Here is an 18,787-nt window from a genome sequence, read left to right as displayed (position 1 = left end):
ACATGAGCGAGGGGTAGTGCGCTTCAGGCGGCCAGAAAGTAAAAAGCCTCCCGGTTGTCAGACCGGAAGGCTTCGCGGCGGTAGCTGCCTTTGCCCTTGGCTGGTCGTTCCTGGCGGCTGCGGAACAAGGGCTGGGCGACGATGGATTTGGCCTTGTTGGGGCCATGCTTTGCTGGCTTTTTGCTCATGAGGGGTCTCTCGGCGTGGTGGGTTTTGCGCCGGGAATAATCTGCCGATGTGGCGCATCTGTCCAGTAGCTCATGCGTAGGAATATTCTGGCGCTTTCGCGAGCAGGCTCGCTCCCACATTGGTACGCGGTCAGCTGTGGGAGCGAGCCTGCTCGCGAATGGACGCTACGCGGTCGACTGCCTTATTCGGCAGGCAAAGACAATCGCTGGCCAGCCATCAACAGCGCCAACCGACTCAGGCTCATCCACGGTGAACCCGCCGCCTGGCCCTTGATCTGCGCATCGATGCGCTGCGCTTCGAGCAGCAACTGTGCCCAGCGTTGCGCCGAGTAACGTTGCAGCGCCTTGCTCATCAGCGGCTTGCGCTTGTCCCAGACCGGCGGTTTCGACTGGCTGAAGCATTTGTCCAGTGGCGTGCCCTGGCTGTATTGCAGGGAGATGTTGGCCAGCAGGCGCAACTCCCGCGCCAATGCCCAGAGGATCACCGGCGGCTCGACGCCTTCACCGCGCAGGCCCTCAAGCATGCGCAACGCGTGCGCCGGTTCGCCGTTGAGCACCGCGTCGGTCAGGCCGAACACGTCAAACCGGGCACTGTCGGCCACGGCGGCCTGCACGGTTTCGACGGTGATCTGCCCACCTTCGGCCATCAACTTGAGCTTTTCGATTTCCTGTGCGGCGGCGAGCAGGTTGCCTTCGACACGCGCGGCAATCAATTCGACGGCGTCCTGACTGGCCGACAGACCTGCCTGGGACAGGCGCTGACGAATCCAGCTCGGCAGCTGATTGGCATCCACCGGCCAGATCTGCACGAACTGGGTTTGCTGGCCTTCGACCAGTGCCTTGCCCCACTTGGTTTTCTGCGCGCTGCCATCGAGCTTCGGCAAGCTGATCAGCAGAACCGTGTCTTCCGCAGGACGCGAGCAGTATTCGATCAGCGCGGCGGCGCCTTTATCGCCAGGCTTACCGGACGGCAGGCGCAGTTCCAACAGGCGTTTTTCGGCGAACAGCGACATGCTTGCGCCGGCCTGCAGCAACGTACCCCAATCGAAATTGGCGTCGGCGGCGAAGACCTGACGTTCGTCGAAACCTTGCTGGCGAGCAGCGGTGCGGATGGCGTCGGCGGCTTCCTGACACAGCAACGGATCATCGCCGCTGATGATGTAGACCGGCGCAAGTGCGCCTTGCAGGTGTTTGCCGAGTTGCGCGGGAGCGAGCTTCATAAGGAAGGGCGAGCGGGGCGCCTGAGCGCCCCGGCCGTCTTACTGCTGCGGGATTTCGAGCGGCGACTGACGCGGAGTTTCCGCCTCAGCCTTCTGCGCCGCTTCCAGCGCATCGGCTTCAGCCTTGGCGCGGTCGTTGGCGGTTTGCTGCAGTTGCTGCAACTGGCCCGGGGTCAGCTGCGACAGGCGCAGCATCATGCGTTGCACCAGCTCGCGACGGATTTCATGACGGGCGTCGTTGGCTTCCTGATCGGAGCCGACGAGGTTGTTGCCGTCGTGAATGAACACCTTCTGCACTTCGAGCTTGTCGCTGATCAGCGACAGGTCTTTCTCGCCGCGGATGTCATAGCTCAGCACAGTGTTGACCTGATACTCGCCTGTGCGCCCGGCACCGGCATAGCTGAGGATGCGCTGGCTTTCCTGCTCGTCAGCCAGATACAGCTTGTACGGCGCGCCGCTGTAAACCTTGACGCCGCTGGACTCCAGCGTCTGACGCAGCTGTCTTACGGTTTCGCCATAAGCGTTACGCGCGCTCAGGTCGATTTCCTTGATCGACAGTTCGTTGGTGCCGGTACCACGCAACTGGAAACCGCAGGCGCTCAGCAGAACGGCGAGGCCCATCACCAGCAGATTGCGTTTGATCATTGTGTTGCTCCCCTTGAAACCAGGTGAGCCGACTCTGCGGCCCGAAAGGTTTTACTGGGTGCCAGGCGAGCCCGGCACCCGATCCAATTTAGCTGGCGACGATGTTGACCAGTTTGCCCGGCACCACGATCACTTTGCGAATGGTCAGGCCATCGACGAAACGCAGCACGTTCTCGTTGATGCGCGCGGCGGCTTCGATCTCTTCGCGAGTGGCACTGGCCGGCATTTCGATCTGCCCGCGCAGCTTGCCGTTGACCTGAATGACCAGGGTCAGGTTGTCCTGCACCAAGGCACTTTCGTCCACGGCCGGCCAGCCTGCATCGATCACCGCATCGGCGTGACCCAACTGCTTCCACAGTTCATGGCTGATGTGCGGGGTGATCGGCGCCAGCAGCAGGGTCACCGCTTCCAGACCTTCGTGCAGCAGCGCGCGGTCCTGTTCGGTGCCTTGGGCGGCTTTTTCCAGCACGTTCATCAGCGTCATTACCTGGGCGATGGCGGTGTTGAATTTGTGGTTCTGGCCGACGTCATGGCTGGCCTGCTTGATCGCCAGGTGAATCGCACGACGCACGGTTTTCTGCTCGTCGCTCAGCGCGGCGATATCCAGTTTGCCCGGCAAACCCTGGGTGACGTGAGCTTGCGCCAGACGCCAGACGCGCTTGAGGAAGCGGTGCGAACCTTCAACGCCGGAATCGGACCATTCCGCGCTCATGTCAGGCGGCGAGGCGAACATCATGAACAGACGGCAGGTGTCGGCGCCGAACTGGTCGATCATCGACTGCGGGTCGACGCCGTTGTTCTTCGACTTGGCCATCTTCTCGGTACCGCCGATTTCCACCGGCAGGCCGTCGGATTTCAGCTTGGCGCTAATCACCTTGGCTTTGCTGTCACGCTCCAGTTCCACGTCTGCCGGGTTGAACCAGGTGTAAGCGCCATTGGCTTCGCGACGATAGTAAGTCTCGGCGATCACCATGCCTTGGGTCAGCAGGTTCTTGAACGGCTCATTGGAGCTGACCAGACCTTCGTCACGCATCAGCTTGTGGAAGAAGCGCGCGTAAAGCAGGTGGAGAATGGCGTGTTCGATACCACCGATGTACTGATCCACCGGCAGCCAGTGATCGGCTGCGGATTTTTCTACCAGGCCACCTTCAAAATGCGGCGAGGCGTAACGGGCGTAGTACCACGACGACTCGACGAAGGTGTCCATCGTGTCGGTTTCACGCTTGGCCGGCGCGCCGCATTTCGGGCAGCTGCATTCGTAGAACTCGGGCATGCGCGCCAGCGGCGAACCGGCGCCGTCCGGCACCACGTCTTCCGGCAACACAACCGGCAGTTGGTCTTCCGGCACCGGCACGTCACCGCAGGCGGCGCAATGGATGATCGGGATCGGGCAGCCCCAGTAGCGCTGGCGGCTGATGCCCCAGTCGCGCAGGCGGAACTGGGTGCGCGAGGCGCCCAGTTGTTTCTTGATCAGGGCCACTTCCATGGCGTCGAACGCGCCGGCGAAGTCGAGGCCGTCAAACTCGCCGGAGTTGATCAGCGTGCCGTGCTCGCCATAGGCGTCCTGCCACGGCGCCGGGTTGGTGTCACCGGAGCTGGTGCGCACCACCGATTTCACCGGCAGGTTGTATTTGTGAGCGAATTCGAAATCGCGCTCGTCGTGCGCCGGAACCGCCATGACCGCGCCGTCGCCGTAGTGCATCAGCACGTAGTTGGCGACCCATACCGGGAGCTTTTCGCCGGTCAGCGGGTGCTCGACGAACAGGCCGGTCGGCAGGCCTTTCTTTTCCTGGGTGGCGACGTCTGCTTCGGCAACGCTGCCGCCCTTGCATTCAGCGATGAACGCTTGCAGCTCGGGATTGTTCTGCGCGGCCAGGGTGGCCAGCGGGTGCTCGGCAGCGACGGCGACGTAGGTCGCGCCCATCAGGGTGTCCGGACGGGTGGTGAAGACTTTCAGGGTGCCGGCTTCGCCGATCGAATCGACGTTGTACGGGAACTGCACTTCCATGCCACGGGACTTGCCGATCCAGTTGCGCTGCATGGTCTTGACCTGTTCAGGCCAGCCAGTCAGTTCGTCGAGACTTTCCAGCAGCTCGTCGGCGTAAGCGGTGATCTTGAAGTAGTACATCGGGATTTCGCGCTTTTCGATCAGCGCGCCGGAGCGCCAGCCACGGCCGTCGATGACTTGCTCGTTGGCCAGAACGGTCTGGTCGACCGGGTCCCAGTTCACGGTGCCGTTCTTGCGATAGATCACGCCTTTTTCGAACAGGCGCGTGAACAGCCATTGTTCCCAGCGGTAGTAGTCCGGCTTGCAGGTGGTCACTTCACGGGACCAGTCCACCGCGAGGCCGAGGCTGCGCAGCTGCGACTTCATGTAGGCGATGTTCTCGTAGGTCCACTTGGCGGGCGCTACGTTGTTTTTCATTGCGGCGTTTTCCGCCGGCATGCCGAACGCATCCCAGCCCATTGGCTGCAGAACATTCTTGCCCTGCATGCGCTGGTAGCGCGAGATCACATCGCCAATGGTGTAGTTGCGCACGTGGCCCATGTGCAGCTTGCCGCTGGGGTAAGGGAACATCGACAGGCAGTAGTAGGTTTCCTTGCCTGGCTGTTCACTGACTTCAAAGGACTTTTGCTCATCCCAGAACGACTGGGCGGCGGCTTCGATCTCACGTGGCTGATATTGTTCGTGCATGGCTACTTTTGTACTGGATAGGGGTGGCCTAATCCTCTTCGACGGCAGCATCCGGGATGGCCCGGGTGCGCTGGAAGTGGAATGACAGGAAGCGCCGTAGCATACATGACCGCGCTTGGCCGAGGGAAACCCTGATTACAGCTGTTTGCCAGAGCTTTTGGGCGACGAGGGCCGTTGGTCGCGGCGTGTAGCCGGTTCGTGCAGTGAAGCTAAGCTCTAATTGGGGAGTGAGTCTTATCTTCAATGAGGTGAGGGATGGTGGAGCAACGGAAAAAGAACGTAACGAAACCCGAGCTGTATGAAAGGTTGATCGATCGTCTGGGCATGGCGTTGGACGCCGTGAAAACCGCTGACCGGCTGCGCGACGAGCGCCCCCTGGAACTGGAATTGCGTGGCTTGAGCCCCGCCGAGTTCAAACTGGTCAAGGCCTATCTGGATCGCAGTGAACGTGAAACGCAGGGATGCCTGTCTCAAGCAGTGAAGCAACTCGATGCAGCACATTCGGCCAAGGTCATCTGGCTCAAGGACAAGGCGCCGCGCAGAGACACCGGCAAGGTGCGTTCTGTGCAGGCCAAGTAAGCGCATGGCAGGTCAGGAAACGGATCTTTTGCAACAGGATCCCGCCTAATGGTTGTAACGCGTAATCAACACTTTTAGGCTTCGGGCATCTTTGGAGATGCCCGATGCCCTTTCGCTATTTCATCAAACAACTTTTATTGCCGCCCGGCATTCTTTTGCTGCTGTTGCTGGTCGCCTGGTGGCTGCGCCGTTCGCGGCCACGCCTGGCTGGCGTGTGTTTTGCCGTCGGTTTTGGTGGCCTGCTGCTGATGAGCCTGCCGGTGGTCGTGCAGTGGAGCGCCAAGGCGCTGGAACGTGAGCCGCCGCTGGCGCGGTCAGAGTGGACGACCTTGGCGCAACGTGCCGATGCGATTGTGGTGCTGGGCTCGGGGCGCGAGCGTGGAGACATCGCCTGGGGCGAAGACCAGCCGACCGGCATAGGACTGGAGCGGCAGCGTTACGCGGCGCGCCTGGCCAAGGCCTCGGGCCTGCCGATTCTGACCAGCGGCGGCCTGCACTACGGCACGCCGCCGACCGAAGCGAAATTGATGGCGGATTCGTTGCGTGATGATTTCGCCGTAACGGTGCGCTGGCAGGAAGGCGAGAGTCGCACCACATGGGAGAACGCGAAGATGACGGCAGATATCCTCTTGCCGCAGGGGATCAAGCGGGTCGTCGTGGTGACGCAGGCGTGGCACATGCCGCGTGCAGTGTGGAGCTTTGAGCAGGCGGGTTTCGAGGTGGTGCCGGCACCGGTGGGGTTCCTCGGTACGGATAACGCTCGCCCGTTTGGCGGCTGGTTGCCGGAATTCAAGTCGATCTGGCAGAGCGGGCAATTGCTCAATGAAGCGGTGGGGCAGGTGGGGTATTCGTTGTTTTACCGCTGAAGATCATTGTGGCGAGGGGATTTATCCCCGATGGGGCGCGTAGCGACCCCTTTCTTACCTTCAGAAGAGGGGACTGCTGCGCACTCCAGCGGGGATAAATCCCCTCGTCATATTTCTCAGAGGGTCTTCGACATCCGGCTCGCCATCAGCGCCCAGCCAAACAGCAGCAGGCACAACGCGATCAACGGCCACGAGCGCCATTGCAGATACGGCGTCAGGTCGTGCATCGGTACCACTTCGCCGTACAGCACACCTTGTTCGAACTGCGGAATCTGTTCGGTGATCTGGCCGAACGGGTTGATCAGGCCAGTAACGCCGTTGTTGGTCGCGCGGATCATCCAGCGTCCGGCTTCCAGCGCGCGCATCTGCGCCATCTGTAAATGCTGCAGCGGGCCGATCGACGTGCCGAACCAGGTGTCGTTGCTGATCGTCAGCAGCAGGTCGCTGCGTGCCGACAGCCCGGCGGCGAATTCCGGATAGACCACCTCGTAGCAGATGAACGGTGCAATCTGGTAACCCTTGGCTTGCAAGAGCGCTTGATCCGACGGGCCGCGGGCGAAGTCCGACATAGGCAGGTCGAAGAACGCGATCAAGCCGCGCAACACGTCCTGCAACGGCACGTACTCGCCGAACGGCACCAGTTTCTGCTTCAGGTAAGTGCCGTCGCCTTCGCCGACCACGGTGATGCCGTTGAAGAAGCGCCGTTCGTGATGCACGGTCTGGCGGATCGGCACGCCGGTGATCAACGCCGACTTACGCTCGGCGGCGAAGTTGCCCATCATCGTCAGGTAGCCCTCGGCGGACTCCTTCAACACCGGCACGGCGGTTTCCGGCCAGATCAGCAGATCGACCGGTTTGGAGCGGAAACTCAGATCACGGTACAGCGCCAGTTGCGCGTTGAGTTCGGCCGGGTCCCATTTCATGCTCTGCGCGACGTTGCCCTGAATTGCGGCCACGGTCAGCGGTGCGCCTGACGGGCTGGTCCACGCGTGGCCTTTGAGGGCGATGCCTGCTACCCAAGGCCCCGCCAGAAGTACCACACCGGCCGCGATAAAACCCTTGCGGCGCGCCTGCAACAAGCGCGGCGCGTTGTAGATCAGCGCTGCGGTCAGTGCCAGAACAAACGAGACCAGCCACATCCCGCCCACCGGCGCGAGCCCGGCCAGCGGGCCGTCGAGCTGGCTGTAACCGGAATAAAGCCATGGGAAACCGGTGAGGAACCAGCCGCGAAAGGCTTCCTGGCCGACCCACAACGCCGCAAACGCCAAGGCATCCGCCAGCGGTGCTTCGTTACGCCGCAACCAGCGTGCCCACAGCCACGCGGGCAGGGCGAAGAACCAGGCAATCGCCGCGGTGAACAGCAGCATCAGGAACCCGGCGAGCAACACCGAAGCGCCACCAAAGTGGTGGATGCTGTAATAGATCCAACTGGTGCCGGCACCGAACAGGCCGAAGCCGAAGCACCAGCCACGGCCGAGCGCCTGACGCGGGCTCAGCTCACGCAAACCGGCATAGAACAGACCAACCGCCAGCAATGCCAGCGGCCAGATGTCGAACGGTGCGAGAGCGAATGTGGTGATTGCACCGGCCGCCACGGCCAGCAGGTTACCGGGCCAGCCGGGGCGGGTTGTCCAGCGCATTTCAGTCCTTAGAATTAACGAGCGATCGGCGTCAGTCGCAGCAAGTGAATCCGGCGGCTGTCGGCGTTCAGGATGCGGAAACGATAAGCGCCGATTTCAGTGGTTTCGTTGCGTTTTGGCAAGTGCCCGAACGCGCTCATCACCAGGCCGCCGACGGTGTCGAATTCGTCGTCGGAGAACTCGCTGTCGAAGAACTCATTGAAGTTCTCGATCGGCGTCAGCGCCTTGATCAGGAAATCACCGCTGGGCAGCGGCTTGATGTAGCTGTCTTCTTCGACGTCGTGCTCGTCCTCGATGTCGCCGACGATCTGCTCAAGCACGTCTTCGATGGTCACCAGACCGGCCACACCGCCGTATTCGTCGATGACGATGGCCATGTGGTTGTGGTTGGCGCGAAACTCACGCAGCAACACGTTCAGACGCTTGGACTCCGGCACGAAGGTGGCCGGGCGCAGCAGGTCCTTGATGTTGAAGCTGTCGCCGTTCTCCTTGAGGATCAGCGGCAGCAGATCCTTGGCCAGCAGCACGCCCATCACGTCGTCATGGCTTTCGCCGATGACCGGATAGCGCGAGTGGGCCGAGTCGACCACGGCGGGGAGGAATTCGCGGGGTGTCTGGGTCGCCTTGATGCTGACCATCTGCGAGCGCGGCACCATGATGTCGCGCACTTGCAGGTCAGCCACCTGGATGGCGCCTTCGACGATGGCCAGCGCTTCGCTGTCCAGCAGTTTGTTCTGATGTGCATCACGCAGCAGCTCGAGGAGCTCCTGACGGTTCTTCGGCTCGTGGGCAAAAGCCTGGGTCAGTTTACCCAGCCATGACTTCTGCCCGTTGCTCGATCGATCTTCGCTCATAGCGATTACTCTGAATCCTTTGTTGTAACGATGGGGGAGTGTTCGGTTTCGTCGTCCGCGTACGGATCGGGATAGCCCAGTTCAGCAAGCAACTCGCGTTCCAGCGCTTCCATTTCTTCGGCTTCGTCGTCATCTATATGGTCGTAACCCAGCAGATGCAAGCAGCCGTGAATGACCAGATGTGCCCAGTGCGCCTTTAGTTCCTTGCCCTGCTCGGCGGCTTCGCGTTCGACCACGGCCACGCAGATGACCAGATCGCCGAGCAGCGGGATATCGAGAAACTCGTCAGGCACTTCCGCCGGGAACGACAACACGTTGGTCGCGTAGTCCTTGTGGCGCCAGGTGTGATTGAGCTCGCGGCCTTCTTCCTCGTCGACCAGACGAATGGTCATTTCCGAATCAGCGGTGCGCTGGCGCAGGGCCAGTTCGCACCACTGGCGGAACTCGGCTTCACTCGGCGCGCTGGCCTCAGTGGCGATTTGCAGATCCAGCTCAAGCATCGCGCGAGGCTTCCTTCGCGGCTTCGGCACGGGTTTCGAAGCGCTCGTAGGCCTCGACAATCCGCTGCACCAACGGGTGGCGCACGACGTCCTTGGGCTGGAAGTGGGTGAAGCTGATGCCCGGCACGTCTTTGAGCACTTCGATCACATGGTGCAGCCCGGACTTGGTGCCGCGCGGCAGGTCGACCTGGGTGATGTCACCGGTGATCACGGCGGTGGAGCCGAAGCCGATGCGCGTGAGGAACATCTTCATCTGCTCGACGGTGGTGTTCTGGCTTTCGTCGAGAATGATGAAGCTGTTGTTCAGCGTACGACCGCGCATGTAGGCCAGCGGCGCGACTTCGATCACCTGTTTCTCGATCAGCTTGGCGACGTATTCGAAACCGAGCATTTCGTACAGCGCGTCGTAGAGCGGGCGCAGGTACGGGTCGATCTTCTGCGACAGGTCGCCGGGCAGGAAGCCGAGCTTTTCTCCCGCTTCGACTGCCGGACGCACCAGCAGGATGCGGCGGATCTGCTCGCGCTCCAGTGCGTCAACCGCGCAGGCCACGGCCAAGTAGGTCTTGCCGGTACCGGCCGGGCCGATGCCGAAGTTGATGTCGTTGCCGAGGATTTCCTTCACGTAGCGCTGCTGATTCAAGCCGCGTGGGCGAATCATGCCTTTCTTGGTGCGCAGGGCGACGGTCGCTTCGGCAGGGGCCGGGTTGTCGATATCTGCTGATTCCTGAATGAACAGGTGCACCAGGTCTGGCGACAGCTCGGTACCCTTGGTTTCCCGGTACAGGCGGCGCAGCAGGTTTTCCGCGGACGTGGTGAGTTTTGGATCGCCTATCAACTCGAACTGGTTTCCGCGATTGCGGATCTCGATGGCCAGGCGCTGTTCGATCAAGCGCAAATGCTCGTCGAATTGCCCGCACAGATTGGCGAAGCGGCGAGCCTCAAAAGGCTCGAGGAGAAAACGATGTGGTTCGATGGGTGCGTTCAAGGTCGTATTTAGCCGCCCTGGGGCAATTAGGATGAAATCAAGGATAACGCCAGTGGCCTGGGTGCGAAAGCTCTTAAATATCGACGCTGCTTTCGAACCCATTCTCTGTGGCTGGCGGGGTCATTTGTGGTGAGGGGATTTATCCCCGATGGGGCGCGAAGCGGCCCTGAAACCATTATCAGAGGTGTATCAGATCACCCGGATTGCAGGTTTTGGGTCGGCTGCGCCAACCATCGGGGATAAATCCCCTCACCACAGAAGCCCCATCCACAATGCGATGGTGTTATTGAACCAGCGAACCACGCAGCGAGTGCGGTTGCGCGGCGTCGATGTGCACATCGGCGAACTGGCCGATCAGGGTGGGATTGTCGCAGCGGAAGTTGACGATACGATTATTCTCGGTGCGGCCCTGGAGCTCGCCCGGGTCTTTCTTCGAATAATCGGTCACCAGAATGCGCTGGATCGAGCCGACCATTTGTCGGCTGATCTCGAAGCCCTGCTGATTCAGACGATGTTGCAGCGCGTTCAGACGTTCTTTCTTCAATTCTTCCGGCGTGTCATCTGCCAGATCGGCAGCGGGCGTGCCCGGGCGCTGGCTGTAGACGAACGAGTAGGAGAAATCGAAGCCGACATCGGCAATCAGCTTCATGGTCTGTTCGAAGTCTTTCTCGGTTTCACCGGGGAAGCCGACGATGAAGTCCGAACTGATGCAGATCCCCGGCACGGCAGCGCGCAATTTGCGCAGCTTGGATTTGTACTCCAGCGCCGTGTGGTTGCGCTTCATCGCCGCGAGAATCCGGTCGGAGCCCGACTGCACCGGCAAGTGCAAGTGCTTGACCAGTTCCGGCACTTCGGCGTGGGCCTGGATCAGGCTGTCGGAGAACTCCAGCGGGTGCGACGTGGTGTAGCGGATGCGGTCGATGCCATCGACAGCGGCGACCACGCGGATCAGTTCGGCCAGATCGGCCAGGCGACCGTCGTGTGTCTGGCCGCGATAGCCGTTGACGTTCTGCCCGAGCAAGGTCACTTCACGCACGCCGTGTTCGGCAAGGTGAATGATTTCCGCGATCACGTCGTCGAACGGCCGGCTGACTTCTTCACCACGGGTATACGGCACCACGCAGAACGTGCAGTACTTGCTGCAACCTTCCATCACTGACACATAAGCGCTCGGGCCGTCGATACGCGGCTCGGGCAGGTGGTCGAATTTTTCGATTTCCGGGAACGAGACGTCGACTTGCGGCAGCTTGCTGCTGCGCGCGGCGTCGATCATTTCCGGCAGACGGTGCAGGGTCTGCGGGCCGAACACCACGTCAACGTAGGGAGCGCGATCGCGGATCGCCGCGCCTTCCTGACTGGCCACGCAACCGCCGACAGCGATGACCATGTCCGGGTTGGCCAGCTTCAGTTCGCGCCAGCGGCCGAGCTGCGAATACACGCGGTCCTGGGCGCGTTCGCGGATCGAGCAGGTGTTGAGCAGAATCACGTCGGCGTCTTCCGCGCGAGCGGTGACTTCCAGGGCCTGATGTTCGCCCAGCAGATCGACCATGCGCGAGCTGTCGTACTCGTTCATCTGGCAACCGTGGGTTTCGATGTAAAGCTTCTTGGCCATGGATTCGGGTCGTCACGTGATTCAAAGAACCGCGCATTATAGGGAACAAGCCGTCAGGTTCCTACCGCTGTGCGTCCGGTGGCTATGCTATAGTTCGCGCCCTCATTTTTACCCCGATGTTATCCGCCCGCCATGACCAAACGCGAAGCTCCAATCTACAAGGTGATTTTCCTCAACCAGGGCCAGGTGTTCGAAATGTACGCCAAGCAGATCTATCAAAGTGATCTGTGGGGTTTCCTGGAAGTTGAAGAATTCGTCTTTGGCGAGCGTACGCAAATGGTCGTCGATCCGAGCGAAGAAAAGCTCAAGGCGCAGTTCGAAGGCGTGGTGCGCAGCTTTGTGCCGATGCATTCGATCGTGCGCATCGATGAAGTGGAACGTCTGGGCACGCCGAAAATCAGCGAGGCCCGGGGCGCGGTCGGCAATGTCATGCCGTTTCCGATGCCGATGCCTGAAAAGTAAGCTTCAAGACCGCGTAGCCCCCATTCGCGAGCAGGCTCGCTCCCACAGTAGATCTCCAGTGTTCAGAAGATCCTCTGTGGGAGCGAGCCTGCTCGCGAAGAGGCCAGAATGGTCGGCGCAAAAATCAGGGAAGAGGTGAAAACGGCGTACGCCCATCGGCGTTCTGCAGTTCCATCAGGTATTTGCGGAAAATCTGCCCGAGCACCTGAGTGGCGGTTTCGAGATCTTCGCGGGACATCTTTTCCGAGACTTCGTCGGCCGTGTCCAGCGCCTCTTCGGCACCGTTGACCGCTGCCATCTTCAGCACGATGTAGGCCTGGATATTGTTGGCCTGCACACCTTCACCGTGGAAGAACATGCTGCCGAGCTTGTATTGCGCCTGGGCGTGGCCTTGCAACGAGGCCTTTTCGAAATAGCTCAGGGCTTGATTGAGGTCGCGCGGCGCGTTCTTGCCGTCGTAGTAGAACTCACCCAACTCGTATTGCGCTTGCGCGTCCCCTTCGTCCGCCGCTTTCTGGCAGGCGGCCAGTGCCTGCGTGACATCTTGCGGCTGAGTATTGAGGGTGCAACGACCCATCGCCGGGATCAACAACGAGTTGCCGCCTGCTTGTGCATGCGCGAGCAGGGGCTGAAGGAGCAACAGGCAGCCCAATGCAAGGGTGCGGCCGGTGCGGTTCATGGGAATCGACTTACCTCTGAAGGGCACGCGGACCCGTCGAGGGATCCAATAAGCGCGCATTATGAAATAAGCAGGGCCAACCTTACAAAGTCTTTACTCGTTTTTCTGCTGCGTGGGGAATATATCGCCCGATTCGGGCAGGATTTTCGCAGGCATGTCGGAAAAACCGAGCGGATGTAGGCGAAAGCTGACGCTGGCCATAGCCAACGTCAGCGGTACGGCGATTATTTCAATGCGGCGAAAGCGCGCTCGGCGGCGTCCAGCGTCAGTTGCAGCTCGGCTTCGCCATGGGCGATCGAGGTGAAACCGGCTTCGAAAGCGCTCGGCGCCAGGTACACGCCACCTTCCAGCATCAGGTGGAAGAAGCGACCGAACATTGCTGCATCGCTGGCCATCACGTCGTCGAAGGTGACGATGTCATCGGCGCCGCTGAAGTACAGACCGAACATGCCGCCGGCCTGGGTGGTCACGAACGGGATGCCCGCAGCATCGGCACGCTGTTGCAGACCGTCGAGCATGCGCGCGGTGTAGTGGGTCAATTCGGCGTGGAAACCCGGGCGGCTGATCAGACGCAAGGTCGTCAGGCCGGCAGCCATCGCCAGCGGATTACCCGACAACGTACCTGCCTGATACACCGGACCGAGCGGGGCGATGCGCTGCATGATCTCGCGTTTGCCACCGAAGCAGCCCACCGGCATGCCGCCGCCGATGATCTTGCCGAACGTGGTCAGGTCCGGCGTCACGCCGTAGTGCGCCTGGGCACCGCCGAGGGCGACGCGGAAACCGGTCATCACTTCGTCGAAAATCAGCACCACACCATGCTTGTCGCACAGCGAACGCAAACCTTCGAGGAAGCCCGGCGCTGGCGGCACGCAGTTCATGTTGCCGGCGACCGGTTCGACGATGATGCACGCCACCTCTTCGCCCACTTCGGCGAGCATCGCTTCAACCGCGTCGATGTCGTTGAACGGCAGGGTCAGGGTGTGTTTGGCGAACGCTGCCGGCACGCCGGCCGAGCTCGGTACGCCCTGGGTCAGAGCGCCGGAACCGGCCTTGACCAGCAGGCTGTCGGAGTGGCCGTGGTAGCAGCCTTCGAACTTGATGATGCTGTCGCGACCGGTGTAACCACGGGCCAGTCGGATCGCGCTCATGGTCGCTTCGGTGCCGGAGCTGACCATGCGCACCATCTCCATCGACGGCACCAGCGAGCAGACCAGATCGGCCATCTCGGTTTCCATCGACGTCGGTGCGCCGTAGGACAGGCCGTGTTGCAGCTGATTGCGCACCGCGTCGAGCACGTCCGGATGGCTGTGGCCAAGGATCATCGGCCCCCACGAACCCACGTAATCGACATAACGCTTGTCATCTTCGTCGGTGACGTAAGCGCCTTCGGCGTGTTTGAAGAACAGCGGGGTGCCGCCAACGCTCTTGAACGCGCGCACCGGCGAGTTAACGCCGCCGGGGATGTGTTTCTGAGCATTGGCAAACAGGGTTTCGGAACGAGACATGATCGGGCTCTCAAATCAGATTTTCAGAAGTTCGTTGAAGGCGCGGGCGCGGCGGGTCACTTCGGCGCTGCTCTCGGCGCCGAACAAACCGTGGATCACGGCGAGCAGATCGACACCGTGCTCGACCAGTGGCGCGGCGTTATCGAGGGTGATGCCGCCGATCGCGCAGATCGGCAAGTGCAGCGTGCGCTTGGCTTCGTCGAGCAAGTCGAGGCTGCAACTCGGCGCACCGGGTTTGGTGGTGGAATTGAAGAAGCGGCCGAAGGCGACATAACTCGCACCTTCTTTGGCAGCCTGTTCGGCCAGAGCGATTTGCCCGTGGCAGGTCGAACCGATGATCGCTTTCGAACCGAGCAGGGCGCGGGTCGGCGACAGCGGGCCGTCGGTCTGGCCCAAGTGCACGCCAACGTTGAGGCGCGCTGCCAATTCGGCGTCGTCGTTGATGATCAACTGCGTCTTGTAGCGTTCGCACAAGTTGCGCAGCGTTTCGGCCTCGCGCAGACGGCGGGCCTCGTCGCTGCTCTTGTCGCGGTATTGCAGCAGGGTGACGCCGCCGTCGAGCGCCGCCTCCACGTAAGACAGAAACTTGCCGGCCAGCAACTGGCTGTCGGTAATGGCATACAGGCCACGTAGTTTCATCGGGCAGACCTCACGACGTTACGAGCAGAAATCCAGCGGCAGGCGACGCGGCACGAACTGGCCTTTGCCCAGTTGTTCGGCATCGCGCAAAGTGCGCCAGGTGTAATCCAGCGCACTGCGCACGGCACTGGCCAGGTGTTCGCCCTGAGCCAGGCGACCGGCGAGGGCGCTGGCCAGCGTACAACCGGAGCCGTGATAGCTGCCTGGCAGGCGCTGGCAGATAAAGGTTTCACGCAGGCCGTCGCGGCTGTACACGCGGTTGTGGATTTCAGTTTCGTCGCCATGGCCGCCGGTGATCAGCAGGTTTTTGACGAATGGCAGGAGTTTTTCCGCGCACTCGTCGGCCGTTCCTTCGGGCAGTTCGGCAAGGATGCGCGCTTCAGGAAGATTGGGCGTGGCAATGATCGACAGCGGCAGCAGACGCTGGCGCATCGCATAGCCGACCTCGTCTTTGCCCAGGCGTCCGCCCCCGCCGGCACGCAGCACCGGGTCGCAGACCACCGGCAGGTGCGGGTGCGCCGAGAGCAGTTCGACGACCGTGTCGACCATCTCCAGCGAACCGAGCATGCCCAGTTTCACTGCGGCGACTTCGGAGTCGTTGAGCACGGCGTTGGCCTGGGCCAGTACCCATTCACGGTCGAGGACGCGGAAGTCAGTGACGTTGACGGTGTCTTGCACGGTCAGGGCGGTGACGGCCGGAGCCGCATGGCAACCCTGCGCGAGCAAGGCTTCGATATCTGCCTGCAAGCCGGCGCCACCACTGGGGTCGTGGCCGGAGAGACAGAGGACAACGGGGCGGGAGCTGTAGATATTCATGGTGCGCGAGCTTACCACCAAAGCTGATTTTGGGGTTCAGTACTCACGGTGTTTGCGAGCAGATTGTCGGACAACCCCGCAGTCTTTATTTGGAGCACATTTGTGGCGAGGGGATTTATCCCCGTTGGGCTGCGAAGCGGCCCCAAACCCTGCAATCCGGTTCTTTCTGACACATCTCGCTGGATGGACTGGCGACTGCTTCGCAGCCGAACGGGGATAAATCCCCTCGCCACAATTGGTCATCTATCAAGGAGGCTGTCGTCGCGAGTTGACCAACCCAACAGCTCTATCTCGGTGCTTTGCCCTGGAACGCCCGTTCTAGAGCCGTTGTAGGAAAAATTTCCATGGTGCTCAATGGCCATCAACGGCTATGCTAGGCTGGATCCAAACAATCACAGGTAATACCGGTTTTACGTCTACTCAAAGGGAATGGGGGGCTTCCTGACACAACCGGACGAGCCACGCTGGGGCTTCAATGCGCTATTTGCTGATGTTGCTGTTCTGCTTGCCCCTCATGGCGAGCGCTGTCGAATTCGACGAATTCACCCAAAGCCTGCCACTGGGCCGATCGCTGCAAGTGTTCGAAGACCCGAGCGGTCAGGCGACGATTGCCGACGTCCGCGCGCAAGATGCCGCCGGCCAGTTCAAAGCTCACGACAAAGCCACGCTCAATGCCGGTTACTCGCGTTCGGCGTTCTGGCTGAAGATCGACCTGCATTACCGCCCGAGCAACCCGGCCGCCCAGCGCACCTGGCTGCTGGAACTGGCGTATCCGCCGCTTGATCACCTCGATCTGTACTTGCCTGGCGCCAACGGCGAATACCGACTGGTGCGCCAGACCGGCGATGCCTTGCCCTTCGCCAGTCGCGAGATCCGCCAGAACAACTACCTGTTCGACCTTCCCTTCAAACCGGATCAACAGCAGACGCTGTACCTGCGACTGGCCAGCGAAGGCTCGATCCAGGCGCCGGTGACGTTGTGGTCGAGCAGCGCATACCTCGAAGACCAACCGGTGCGCCTGTATGTACTCGGCATCATTTATGGCGTGCTGCTGGGGATGCTGGTCTACAACCTGTTCATCTACTTGAGCGTGCGCGACACCAGTTACCTCTATTACATCTTCTATATCGGCTCGTTCGGCCTCTATCAATTGTCGGTCAATGGCGCGGCGGTCGAGTATTTCTGGCCGGACAACCCATGGTGGGCCAACGCCGCGACACCGTTCTTCATCGGTTGCGCCGGTCTGTTCGGCAGCCAGTTCGCCCGCAGTTTCCTGCAGACCAAGACCCACAGCCCCTGGCTGGATCGCTTGCTGATCGGCCTGATTGCCTTCAGTGCGCTGGTGATCGGCCTGTCGCTGATGACCAGTTACGCCCTGGCCCTGCGCCTGGCGACCACACTGGCGCTGACCTTCACCGTGGTGATCTTTGCCGCCGGGATTCTTGCCTGGTGGCGCGGCCTGCGGGTGGCGCGTTACTTCATCATCGCCTGGTCGGCATTCCTGCTCGGCGGCATCGTCAATACGCTGATGGTGCTGGGCCTGCTGCCCAACGTGTTCCTGACCATGTACGCCAGCCAGATCGGCTCGGCCATCGAGGTGGCGCTGCTGTCGCTGGCGCTGGCCGACCGCATCAACGCCATGCGCGAACAACAGGCGCAGACTTTGTTCGACGCCGGGCAGAAACTCGAAGTGCTCAACCAGCAACTGGCCCACAGCAACAAGCTCAAGGATGAATTCCTCGCGACGTTGACCCACGAACTGCGCACGCCGATGAACGGCGTGATCGGTTCGCTGGAGCTGATGCAGACCGTCGACCTCAATCCCGAGCTTGAGCAATATCAACAAACCGCCGCCGGTTCTGCTCGCGACATGATGCGCATGGTCAATGGCATCCTCACGCTCACTGAATTGCAGGCCGGCAAACTCAAGGCGACGCCGGGCAGTTTCAGCCTGCGCGCAGTGGTCGAGGCGTTGCGCGTGCAGTTCGAAGGTAATGCAGCGAGCAAGTCGCTGGACTTCAAGGTCGAGGTGTTGCCGACCCTGCCGGATCGCTTGCTCGGCGACAGCGCGAAACTGGCGCAGTGCCTGGAATGCCTGCTGGACAATGCGATCAAGTTCACCCGCGTCGGCGGGCTGGCGTTGCGCGTTACCGGGCGGCCGTCGGCGGATGAGCGCATGGGGCTATCGTTCGCGGTGATCGACACCGGTATCGGTTTCACTGATCTGGGCGAGGCGACCCTGTATCAGCGTTTCTTCCAGCTCGATGGTTCGATGACTCGCGAATACGGCGGCCTGGGGGTGGGGCTGGCGATCTGTCGGCAGCTGGTCGAATTGCTCGGCGGCAAACTCACCCATCGTTCCGAGCCGGGACGCGGCAGCCGCTTCCAGCTCGATGTCGAATTCGAACTGCCGGTGATCGAAGCGCCTGGGGATCAGCCGACCCGCGATTGCATTCGTGCGCCGCAGGACTGCACGGTGCTGCTGGTGGACGACAACAGCGTCAATCAACTGGTCATGCGTGGCATGTTGCTCAAGCTCGGTTTCCGCGTGCGCAGCGCTGACAACGGCGCCGCCGCGCTGGACTGCCTGCAACGGGAAAGCTTCGATGCGGTGCTGATCGATTGCCAGTTGCCCCGCCACGAAGGCGCATCGCTGTGCTGCCAGATCCATGCATTGCCGGGCTGTGCGCACTTGCCGGTATTCATGCTGGCGCTGGGTGCGGATCGCGAGCAATGCGCCCCGGGCGCGCCTATCGACTATCTGCACAAACCGGTGAAGTTCGAGGATCTGCAGGCTGCTTTACAGCGCCGCGTGCTCAGTTGCTGATGGGGTAAAAGCGCCGCAAAAACGGCGTCTATGACACTTTGTTCAAAAAAGCACCAGTGCTTAACTGATGCC

The 18,787-nt window shown here is 61.3% G+C and carries 17 protein-coding genes; 4 read left to right on the top strand and 13 right to left on the bottom strand.

Translation table 11 applies throughout. The features are described 5' to 3' along the window. Positions 1–23: 23 nt before the first annotated feature. From arfA to leuS, 4 genes are all read right to left on the bottom strand, one after another. Complete coding sequence (gene arfA / locus AB4N85_RS18140) at positions 24–188, bottom strand: alternative ribosome rescue factor ArfA (RefSeq protein WP_016773035.1); 165 nt, start codon at positions 186–188, stop codon at positions 24–26. A 182-nt stretch (positions 189–370) separates the two neighbouring features. Then, positions 371–1,408, bottom strand: coding sequence for a DNA polymerase III subunit delta (gene holA / locus AB4N85_RS18135; RefSeq protein ID WP_041477726.1), 1,038 nt, complete (start codon positions 1,406–1,408; stop codon positions 371–373). Positions 1,409–1,447: 39 nt separating this feature from the next. Continuing rightward, complete coding sequence (locus AB4N85_RS18130; protein ID WP_252868342.1) at positions 1,448–2,053, bottom strand: LPS-assembly lipoprotein LptE; 606 nt, start codon at positions 2,051–2,053, stop codon at positions 1,448–1,450. Between the two features lie 88 nt (positions 2,054–2,141). Then, entirely contained in the window at positions 2,142–4,748 is a 2,607-nt protein-coding gene (gene leuS, locus AB4N85_RS18125; protein ID WP_041477728.1) for a leucine--tRNA ligase, read from the bottom strand. A 255-nt stretch (positions 4,749–5,003) separates the two neighbouring features. On the opposite strand from leuS, the gene AB4N85_RS18120 reads away from it, so the two are divergent. Next, on the top strand, positions 5,004–5,327 hold the full coding sequence (locus AB4N85_RS18120) for a hypothetical protein (protein WP_024014441.1): 324 nt from the start codon (positions 5,004–5,006) through the stop codon (positions 5,325–5,327). Positions 5,328–5,431: 104 nt separating this feature from the next. Further along, a complete protein-coding gene (locus AB4N85_RS18115) occupies positions 5,432–6,193 on the top strand; it encodes a YdcF family protein (protein ID WP_150742306.1) in 762 nt (253 codons plus the stop codon). A 116-nt stretch (positions 6,194–6,309) separates the two neighbouring features. Here AB4N85_RS18115 and lnt read toward each other — a convergent pair whose 3' ends face one another. From lnt to miaB, 5 genes are all read right to left on the bottom strand, one after another. Then, positions 6,310–7,833 (bottom strand): apolipoprotein N-acyltransferase, encoded by a 1,524-nt coding sequence (gene lnt / locus AB4N85_RS18110; RefSeq protein WP_150638417.1) that lies wholly within the window; start codon positions 7,831–7,833, stop codon positions 6,310–6,312. A gap of 14 nt (positions 7,834–7,847) precedes the next feature. Beyond that, complete coding sequence (locus AB4N85_RS18105) at positions 7,848–8,687, bottom strand: HlyC/CorC family transporter (RefSeq protein WP_024014438.1); 840 nt, start codon at positions 8,685–8,687, stop codon at positions 7,848–7,850. A gap of 5 nt (positions 8,688–8,692) precedes the next feature. Then, on the bottom strand, positions 8,693–9,187 hold the full coding sequence (gene ybeY, locus AB4N85_RS18100; RefSeq protein ID WP_252868341.1) for an rRNA maturation RNase YbeY: 495 nt from the start codon (positions 9,185–9,187) through the stop codon (positions 8,693–8,695). Next, entirely contained in the window at positions 9,180–10,172 is a 993-nt protein-coding gene (locus tag AB4N85_RS18095) for a PhoH family protein (RefSeq protein ID WP_016773043.1), read from the bottom strand. The genes ybeY and AB4N85_RS18095 overlap by 8 nt, the downstream gene beginning before the upstream one ends. A gap of 283 nt (positions 10,173–10,455) precedes the next feature. After that, positions 10,456–11,784, bottom strand: a complete 1,329-nt coding sequence (gene miaB, locus AB4N85_RS18090; protein WP_041477732.1) for a tRNA (N6-isopentenyl adenosine(37)-C2)-methylthiotransferase MiaB — start codon at positions 11,782–11,784, stop codon at positions 10,456–10,458. A 132-nt stretch (positions 11,785–11,916) separates the two neighbouring features. Between miaB and AB4N85_RS18085 the strand changes: the two genes are divergently transcribed. Beyond that, entirely contained in the window at positions 11,917–12,246 is a 330-nt protein-coding gene (locus tag AB4N85_RS18085) for a DUF1820 family protein (RefSeq protein ID WP_016773045.1), read from the top strand. A 124-nt stretch (positions 12,247–12,370) separates the two neighbouring features. Here AB4N85_RS18085 and AB4N85_RS18080 read toward each other — a convergent pair whose 3' ends face one another. From AB4N85_RS18080 to AB4N85_RS18065, 4 genes are all read right to left on the bottom strand, one after another. Beyond that, positions 12,371–12,925 carry a tetratricopeptide repeat protein gene (locus AB4N85_RS18080; RefSeq protein ID WP_041477733.1) on the bottom strand — a complete coding sequence of 185 codons (555 nt, stop codon included), beginning with the start codon at positions 12,923–12,925 and terminating at the stop codon, positions 12,371–12,373. A gap of 224 nt (positions 12,926–13,149) precedes the next feature. After that, positions 13,150–14,433, bottom strand: a complete 1,284-nt coding sequence (hemL, locus tag AB4N85_RS18075; protein WP_252868340.1) for a glutamate-1-semialdehyde 2,1-aminomutase — start codon at positions 14,431–14,433, stop codon at positions 13,150–13,152. 15 nt (positions 14,434–14,448) lie between these two features. Then, positions 14,449–15,072 (bottom strand): thiamine phosphate synthase, encoded by a 624-nt coding sequence (gene thiE / locus AB4N85_RS18070; protein WP_056790629.1) that lies wholly within the window; start codon positions 15,070–15,072, stop codon positions 14,449–14,451. A gap of 18 nt (positions 15,073–15,090) precedes the next feature. Continuing rightward, complete coding sequence (locus AB4N85_RS18065) at positions 15,091–15,888, bottom strand: hydroxymethylpyrimidine/phosphomethylpyrimidine kinase (RefSeq protein WP_073475650.1); 798 nt, start codon at positions 15,886–15,888, stop codon at positions 15,091–15,093. Positions 15,889–16,363: 475 nt separating this feature from the next. On the opposite strand from AB4N85_RS18065, the gene AB4N85_RS18060 reads away from it, so the two are divergent. Next, positions 16,364–18,715: a hybrid sensor histidine kinase/response regulator gene (locus AB4N85_RS18060; protein WP_252868339.1), complete on the top strand. Its 2,352-nt coding sequence runs from the start codon at positions 16,364–16,366 to the stop codon at positions 18,713–18,715. Positions 18,716–18,787 lie beyond the last annotated feature (72 nt).

This window comes from Pseudomonas sp. H1_G08 (genome assembly GCF_054681355.1).
The sequence above is the reverse complement of the archived record's forward strand: the minus strand, read 5'-3'. Positions and strand labels throughout refer to the sequence as shown.

Bases quoted from the DNA above. Each gene is read 5' to 3' on its own strand.
- arfA (WP_016773035.1), bottom strand. From the start codon at position 188: ATGAGCAAAAAGCCAGCAAAGCATGGCCCCAACAAGGCCAAATCCATC.
- holA (WP_041477726.1), bottom strand. From the start codon at position 1,408: ATGAAGCTCGCTCCCGCGCAACTCGGCAAACACCTGCAAGGCGCACTT.
- AB4N85_RS18130 (WP_252868342.1), bottom strand. From the start codon at position 2,053: ATGATCAAACGCAATCTGCTGGTGATGGGCCTCGCCGTTCTGCTGAGC.
- leuS (WP_041477728.1), bottom strand. From the start codon at position 4,748: ATGCACGAACAATATCAGCCACGTGAGATCGAAGCCGCCGCCCAGTCG.
- AB4N85_RS18120 (WP_024014441.1), top strand. From the start codon at position 5,004: ATGGTGGAGCAACGGAAAAAGAACGTAACGAAACCCGAGCTGTATGAA.
- AB4N85_RS18115 (WP_150742306.1), top strand. From the start codon at position 5,432: ATGCCCTTTCGCTATTTCATCAAACAACTTTTATTGCCGCCCGGCATT.
- lnt (WP_150638417.1), bottom strand. From the start codon at position 7,833: ATGCGCTGGACAACCCGCCCCGGCTGGCCCGGTAACCTGCTGGCCGTG.
- AB4N85_RS18105 (WP_024014438.1), bottom strand. From the start codon at position 8,687: ATGAGCGAAGATCGATCGAGCAACGGGCAGAAGTCATGGCTGGGTAAA.
- ybeY (WP_252868341.1), bottom strand. From the start codon at position 9,187: ATGCTTGAGCTGGATCTGCAAATCGCCACTGAGGCCAGCGCGCCGAGT.
- miaB (WP_041477732.1), bottom strand. From the start codon at position 11,784: ATGGCCAAGAAGCTTTACATCGAAACCCACGGTTGCCAGATGAACGAG.
- AB4N85_RS18085 (WP_016773045.1), top strand. From the start codon at position 11,917: ATGACCAAACGCGAAGCTCCAATCTACAAGGTGATTTTCCTCAACCAG.
- AB4N85_RS18080 (WP_041477733.1), bottom strand. From the start codon at position 12,925: ATGAACCGCACCGGCCGCACCCTTGCATTGGGCTGCCTGTTGCTCCTT.
- hemL (WP_252868340.1), bottom strand. From the start codon at position 14,433: ATGTCTCGTTCCGAAACCCTGTTTGCCAATGCTCAGAAACACATCCCC.
- thiE (WP_056790629.1), bottom strand. From the start codon at position 15,072: ATGAAACTACGTGGCCTGTATGCCATTACCGACAGCCAGTTGCTGGCC.
- AB4N85_RS18065 (WP_073475650.1), bottom strand. From the start codon at position 15,888: ATGAATATCTACAGCTCCCGCCCCGTTGTCCTCTGTCTCTCCGGCCAC.
- AB4N85_RS18060 (WP_252868339.1), top strand. From the start codon at position 16,364: ATGCGCTATTTGCTGATGTTGCTGTTCTGCTTGCCCCTCATGGCGAGC.